This window comes from Acidocella sp., from assembly GCF_028687955.1.
GTDB lineage: Bacteria > Pseudomonadota > Alphaproteobacteria > Acetobacterales > Acetobacteraceae > Acidocella.
Genome location: NZ_JAQTZC010000047.1, coordinates 1 through 6,048, shown reverse-complemented (window position 1 = coordinate 6,048; position 6,048 = coordinate 1). Strand labels below are relative to the sequence as shown.

The window sequence follows — 6,048 nt, the reverse complement described above, 5'->3', positions numbered from 1 at the left end:
AGCATCCCCCAGCTGAGATCCGCCGCGGTGACGCTGAACGGCCAGGCCCGCAGGGTGGCCTGGTTGGTCAGGTCGTAGGTCATGTAAGTGAACAGGCCAAACAGCGCGCCGCGCCAGAGCGCCGCGCTCCAGCGGCCCGCCGCCAGCCCCGGCGCGACGGCGAAGATGACCAGCCCCAGGATATATAGCGCATAAAAGGCGATGGCGGGCGCCACCTGCACGCGCTCAGCCAGAATGCCCTGGAGTGCCGGCCGGTACAGGCGTGCGCTCATCAGACTCAGCCATAGCGCATCAACGGCCGTAAAGCTGATCCCCGCGGCGATGTAGGCGGTGAGATAACTCTTCATTGGGCATGCTCCAGGACATAAAGGCCGACATCGGTCATCCCGGTTGCGAAACCGGCGATGCAGTAGGCGAGATAATAATCCCACAGCCGCCGGAACGAGGGCGTGAAGCCCTCCGGGCTTTGCGTGCCGGGCCAGGATTGCAGGAAGCGCCGCCGCCATTCGGTTAGGGTGTGTTCATAGCTTTTTCCGAAAAATGTAGTGCCGGTGAGCGTGAGCCCGGCGGTATGGGCCTGAGCCGCGATGGCGGTTTTGGTGGGCAGCATGCCGCCGGGAAAGACATGGGACTGGATGAAATCAGGGTTGCGCAGGTAGGAGGCAAAACGCTCCTCCGCGATGGTGATGACTTGCAGCACAACCCGCCCGCCTGGTTTGAGGCGCGCGCGCAGCGCCGCGAAATAGGCCGGCCAATAAGCAACCCCCACGGCTTCGAGCATTTCGATGGAGACTATGCAATCGTAAAGGCCGGTTTCGTCGCGATAGTCGCGCAGGGCGATGTGGGTGCGCTCCGCCAACCCGGCCGCGGCTAGGCGCGCGCGCGCGTATTCGGCCTGGGCGGGCGAGAGGGTGAGGCCGGTGACATGCGCACCCGCGCCGGCCAGATGCGCGGCCAAGCCGCCCCAGCCGCAGCCGATTTCCAGCACGTTCGCACCCGGCGCCGCCCGCAGCAAAGCAGAGATCCGCTCCAGTTTGCGGGTCTGCGCGGTGGCGAGGTCTTCATCGGGCGTGGCGTAGATGCCGGAGGAATAGGCCATGCCAGCATCCAGCCAGCGGGCGTAGAAGCTGTTGCCCAGATCATAATGGGCCATGATGTTGCGCCGGCTGCCCTGGCGCGAGTTCCGGTTGTTCCAGTGGCGCAACCGGGCGGCGAGGCGCGTTGCCCATGTGCCGGGGGTGACTTCGCCCAGGTTTTCAGCACCGAAGCGCAGGAAGGCGGGAAGGTCCGGGCTGGACCAGTCGCCGGCGATGTAGCTATCGGCCAGGCCCGTGTCGCCGCGCAGCAGCAGGGCGCGCAGCGGGCGCCAGTTGTGCAGCTCCAACCGCGCGTCCGTGCCCGGCCGCGCGCCGCGATGGGTGATCAGGCCGCCGCCGGGGAGGGTGATGGCAAGACGCCCATGCTCAAGGCGCCGCAGCAGGCGCTCCAGTAGCGCGGCACCCAGCCGGGGCCATTTAAGCGCCGGCTTTGCCGTTGTTGCGCGGACCTCGCTCATAGTGTTTTCTCCGCGTTTTGCGTAAAACTGACAGGCGCCACCGGCGGTGCGGGGCGCGCGTGCAGGCGCATGCCCTTCCACCAGAGCCGCAGGGCTTCCCAATGGATGCCCGCCACGACTTTAAGAGTTAGCAGCGGGTAGGCGATGGCGGCGTGCAGCAAGGCCTTGCTGGTGAGGGGTTTGCGCCGCGCGCTGAAGGAGGCGGTCAGCACCACGCCTTGCGAGTCACACGCGGCAATGCGCAGCCGCAATGTTCCGGCGGGGGGCTGGAGGGTGAAATCGTAGTGCATATCCATATCCATGAAGGGTGAGACGTAGAATTTTTTCGCGCAGCTCTGCCGCACGAGGCCGCCGGAATTGCCGGTGACCGGAATGAAATAGCTGTGGCGCTGGCCAAAGGTGTTGTTCACCTCATAGAGAATCGCGATGAGGGGGCCGGAGGCGGCGTAACAGAAATACACGGCGATGGGGTTGAACGCATAACCGAGCAGCCGCGGCATGGTGAGCAGGGTGATGCGGCTGCCTTCAGCGTTCAGCCCGCCGGCGCGCATTTGCGCGCGCGCCCAGGCCAGCGGATCGCCCAGGCCATCGCCGTAGTCACGGTCATGAAAGGAGAACAGGTTGAAGCGGTTGCGTGAAAACAGGCGCAGGTGCGCGGCTTCATCGTCCAGGATTTCGAGATCCAGCAGGAGGGAGAACACGCGGTATTTCAGCCGGTGCGGTTTGGGGCTGAAGCGCTGGTGGGTGACGATGCCTTCATAGAGCGCGCTCATGCCGCGGCTTCCAGCGGGCGTTCCGGCAGGCTGATGCGCGCCGATTCTGCCGCGACCCGCCAGGGCCGGCGGACACCGCCCAGCGCCTCGGCCACGGCCAGACCGGCTTGCAGACCATCCTCATGAAACCCTGCCCCAAAATAAGCGCCACAAAACCAACGGCGCTTGACCCCCTGCAGGTTCCAAAGCTGTTTCTGAGCCCGCAGGGCTGGGACATCGAACACGGGGTGCTCATAGCTCTGGCGGTGCAAGAGCCGCGCGGGGTCTGGTTCGGCCAGAGGGTTGAGCGTGACGAAGTAATCAGTGTTTCCCGGGAGGTTTTGCAGCGGGTTCATCCAGTAGGTGACCGCGCAGGGAGCCTCCGGTGTGGGACCGGCGGCGTAGTTCCAGGCGGCCCATGCGGCGCGGCGGCGCGGCATCAACCGCGCGTCGGTGTGCAGCAGGGCTTCGTTTGTGGTGTAGCGGAAGGCGCCGAGCAGCGCCCGTTCATCGGGTGTTGCGTCCTCCAGCAGGCGCAGGGCATCGCCGGCGTGCATGGCCAGCACCACCTCGTCGAATCGCTCGGTTGTGCCGGTGGCATCGCGCAGCTCGACGCCGCCAGGGATTGCGCGCACGGCCGCCAAGGGGCGGCCGGTGGCCACACGGCCGCCGAAATCAGCCCGCAGCCTGGCCACATATTCGCGCGAGCCGCCGGTAACCGTGCGCCACAGGGGGCGGCCGTTTATTTGCAGCAACCCATGATTTTCGCAGAAGCGGATGAAGGAAGCCGCGGGCAGCGCGCCCGCCTGACCCGCCGGCGCTGACCAGATGGCCGCGATCATCGGGTAGAGGTGATCCTCATAGAATGCAGCGCTGAAGCCGGCCGTGCGCAGGTAATCGTCCAGCCGTGCCTCGCCGAGCCGGTGCAAGGCTTGCGGCGCTTCGCGGTAGAAGCGGGCGATGCCGCGCAGCATGGACCAGAATCGCGGGCGCAAGAGATTGCCCGGTTGCGCGAACAGCCCGGCGAGATTACTCCCGGCGTATTCCAGCCGTCCGGAATCCAGCGAGACGGAGAACGACATGTCTGACGGTTGCGTCGCCACCCCCAAATGCCTGAACAGCGCCGTGAGGTTTGGGTATGCCGGTTCGTTGTATACGATGAAGCCGGTATCAATGGGCACCTCGCCTGCGAGGACGGTGTGGCTGTGCCCACCGAGCCGGGTTTCGGCCTCGAACAAGGTTACATCGTGGCGGCGCGCCAGCAGCCAGGCGGCGCCGAGGCCGGAAATTCCGGCCCCGGCCACGGCGATTTTTTTCCTCTCGGACATATGTGCTCCTTGCTGGCTACACGGCTTATACGCCGGGGGGCGCGGGCTGGATCACCGCGGGCAAGCGGACTCTCTTGCGGGGCGGTGTGATCCAAACCGCCGGGGGGCGCGTATAAGCCGGTGTGAGCAAGCATGAAGCCAAATTCAGCAGGAGACTTCAGGGGCAAATCCTGCGCCGGGGGGCGCTGTTGACCCCGGTGGACGTGCCGGCCTCGCTGGATGCGGCGGCGCAGGCCCGGTTGCTTGGCCTCGTCGCAACCGCGCGGGACCGCCAAGCCTTCGCCATGCTGTTCAAATATTTCGCGCCGCGGCTCAAGGCGTTCCATATGCGCGCCGGTCTGGCGGAGACGGCGGCCGAAGAGCTGGCGCAGGAGACGATGCTGCTGCTGTGGCGCAAGGCGGAGAGTTTTGACCCCGCCCGTGCCGGGGCGGCGACCTGGGTGTTCGCCATCACGCGCAATTTGCGTATTGATCTGGCGCGCAGGCGTCGCGGCAGCCTGCCGGAGCCGCCGCCGGAGGAGGATCTCTCGCCCTCGGCCGAGACGTTGAGCCTGGAAGCCGAGCGTGCGGAACGGATGCGGGGGGCTCTGGCGACTCTGAGCGAGGCGCATCGCCGCGTGATCGAGCTTTCCTTCTTTTCCGAGGCGCCGCACGCCAGCATCGCCACGGCGTTGAACCTGCCGCTTGGCACCGTTAAATCCCGCATTCGTCTGGCCCTCTTGCGCCTGCGCGATGCGCTGGGGACTGAACCATGAGTATCCAACACCACCTTAGCGATGATACGTTGCTCCGCCATGCCGCGGGGCGGCTCAATGCCGGGCTGGCGCTCGTCACCGCCGCGCATTTGCACGGCTGCGCGCATTGCCGTGACAGGTTGGCGGCGTTCGAGGCCGTGGGCGGCGCCTTGCTGGAAATGGAGGTGCCTGCCGCCATGGCGCCCTCGGCCTTCAGCAATGTGCTGGCACGGCTGGAGGAGCGGCCCGCGCCGGTACCCGTTTTGCGCGCCCCGCGCCGGGCGGCACTTGGTTTGCCGCCGGATATGAAGCTGCCGCCGGTGCTGGCGGGTTGTGACATCGGCCGCTGGCTTTGGCTTGGCAGGGGGGTGCGCTACAGCCGGGTGCGTCTGCCCTGGGCGCCGGATGCCAATGTGATGCTGCTGCGCGTGGCGGCGAATTGCGCGGTTGTCCGCCATGCCCATGCGGCGCAAGAGCTGACCCAGATTTTGTATGGCGGCTATAGCGACAGCACCGGCCAATATGGCCCCGGTGACATGGCCGAGCATGACGAGACGGTGCTGCACCAGCCGCGCGCCGATGAAGAAGGCTGCATCTGCCTTGCGGCGCTGGAAGGCGGGTTGCGCCTGGATGGATGGATGGGGCGGGTGCAGCGCCGTCTTGGCCTTTAGGATGAAGCTGGCGTTCGCACCTTTGCTGCTGCTCGGCCTTGCCACTTATGCCTGGATCGCGCCGGTGAGTGTTCTCAACGCCGCCGCCTGGGGCGGGGATTGGCGTGTCACGCATGACATCAGCTACATGCCAGGGGCGCGCGGCCGGTTGGATGTTTATGCGCCCCGCGGGGTGAAAGACGCGCCGGTGGTGGTGTTTTTTTACGGTGGCAGCTGGCAGGACGGCGACAAGGCGATGTACCGCTTTGTTGGCGCGGCCCTGGCCGCGCGGGGGATTGTCGCCGTTATCCCTGATTATCGCGTCTACCCCGCGGTGCGCTTCCCGGTATTCCTGGAGGATGCCGCGCGCGCCGTGGCCTGGAGCCGCAACAACGCGCGCAGATTCGGCGGGGATCCGGACCGGCTGGTGCTGATGGGCCATTCCGCGGGCGCCTATATCGCGGCGATGCTGGCGCTCAACCCGGAATATCTCGGCGCTGAGGGGCTTGATCCGCACCGTGACATTTCCGGTTTTATCGGCCTGGCCGGGCCGTATGATTTTCTGCCGCTGCGCGAGCGGGTGATCAAGCTGATTTTTGGCCCGCCGGACGAGCTGGCCCGAACCCAGCCGATTAATTTCGTCACCCCCGGCGCGCCGCCTGCGTTTCTGGCCGCCGGGCTGCGCGACACAACCGTGGAGCCGCAAAACAGCCTGCGGCTTGCCGCCCGGCTGCGCGCGGCGGGCGATGATGTGCGCGAGCGCTATTATCCCCGGCTCGACCACAGGCTGATCATCGGCGCCATCGCCCCGCCGCTCGGCTTTCTGGCGCCGGTGCTGCCCGATTGTCTCGCCTTCATCCACGCCGTGACCGCCGTGCAACCTTTCAGGAGTGTTGCATGAACCTAACACTACAGTTGCATTTTATTGCGAGTTCTGAATCAATGGGCAACCATGATTCAGGCTCTGATAAGTGGCGGCGCATCTGTTGAAGACACATTGGAACTTTGGGCGTCATCGCTCCGGGATGT

Annotated in this window: 7 protein-coding genes; 3 read left to right on the top strand and 4 right to left on the bottom strand. The window is 66.0% G+C overall.

The window, feature by feature from the left end; translation table 11 throughout:
- The 4 genes from PHE40_RS07565 to PHE40_RS07550 form a co-directional block, all read right to left on the bottom strand.
- Positions 1 to 347 (bottom strand): DUF2177 family protein (locus PHE40_RS07565; protein ID WP_299960300.1); only part of this gene is annotated, 347 nt, incomplete at its 3' end.
- Entirely contained in the window at positions 344 to 1,555 is a 1,212-nt protein-coding gene (locus PHE40_RS07560) for a cyclopropane-fatty-acyl-phospholipid synthase family protein (RefSeq protein WP_299960297.1), read from the bottom strand. The genes PHE40_RS07560 and PHE40_RS07565, both read right to left, overlap by 4 nt.
- The gene (locus PHE40_RS07555) at positions 1,552 to 2,328 is read right to left on the bottom strand and encodes a DUF1365 domain-containing protein (RefSeq protein WP_299960294.1); all 777 of its coding nucleotides are present in this window, start codon (positions 2,326 to 2,328) and stop codon (positions 1,552 to 1,554) included. Before PHE40_RS07555 ends, PHE40_RS07560 begins: the two co-directional genes overlap by 4 nt.
- Positions 2,325 to 3,635: an NAD(P)/FAD-dependent oxidoreductase gene (locus PHE40_RS07550; RefSeq protein WP_299960291.1), complete on the bottom strand. Its 1,311-nt coding sequence runs from the start codon at positions 3,633 to 3,635 to the stop codon at positions 2,325 to 2,327. The genes PHE40_RS07555 and PHE40_RS07550 overlap by 4 nt, the downstream gene beginning before the upstream one ends.
- 122 nt (positions 3,636 to 3,757) lie before the next feature.
- Between PHE40_RS07550 and PHE40_RS07545 the strand changes: the two genes are divergently transcribed.
- Genes PHE40_RS07545 through PHE40_RS07535 form a run of 3 tightly spaced genes read left to right on the top strand, consistent with a single transcriptional unit; the run spans position 3,758 to position 5,920 of the window.
- Positions 3,758 to 4,390, top strand: a complete 633-nt coding sequence (locus PHE40_RS07545) for a sigma-70 family RNA polymerase sigma factor (RefSeq protein WP_299960288.1) — start codon at positions 3,758 to 3,760, stop codon at positions 4,388 to 4,390.
- On the top strand, positions 4,387 to 5,040 hold the full coding sequence (locus PHE40_RS07540) for a ChrR family anti-sigma-E factor (RefSeq protein ID WP_299960285.1): 654 nt from the start codon (positions 4,387 to 4,389) through the stop codon (positions 5,038 to 5,040). The genes PHE40_RS07545 and PHE40_RS07540 overlap by 4 nt, the downstream gene beginning before the upstream one ends.
- Before the next feature lies 1 nt (position 5,041).
- Positions 5,042 to 5,920: an alpha/beta hydrolase gene (locus tag PHE40_RS07535; protein WP_299960282.1), complete on the top strand. Its 879-nt coding sequence runs from the start codon at positions 5,042 to 5,044 to the stop codon at positions 5,918 to 5,920.
- The last annotated feature ends 128 nt before the right edge of the window (positions 5,921 to 6,048 follow it).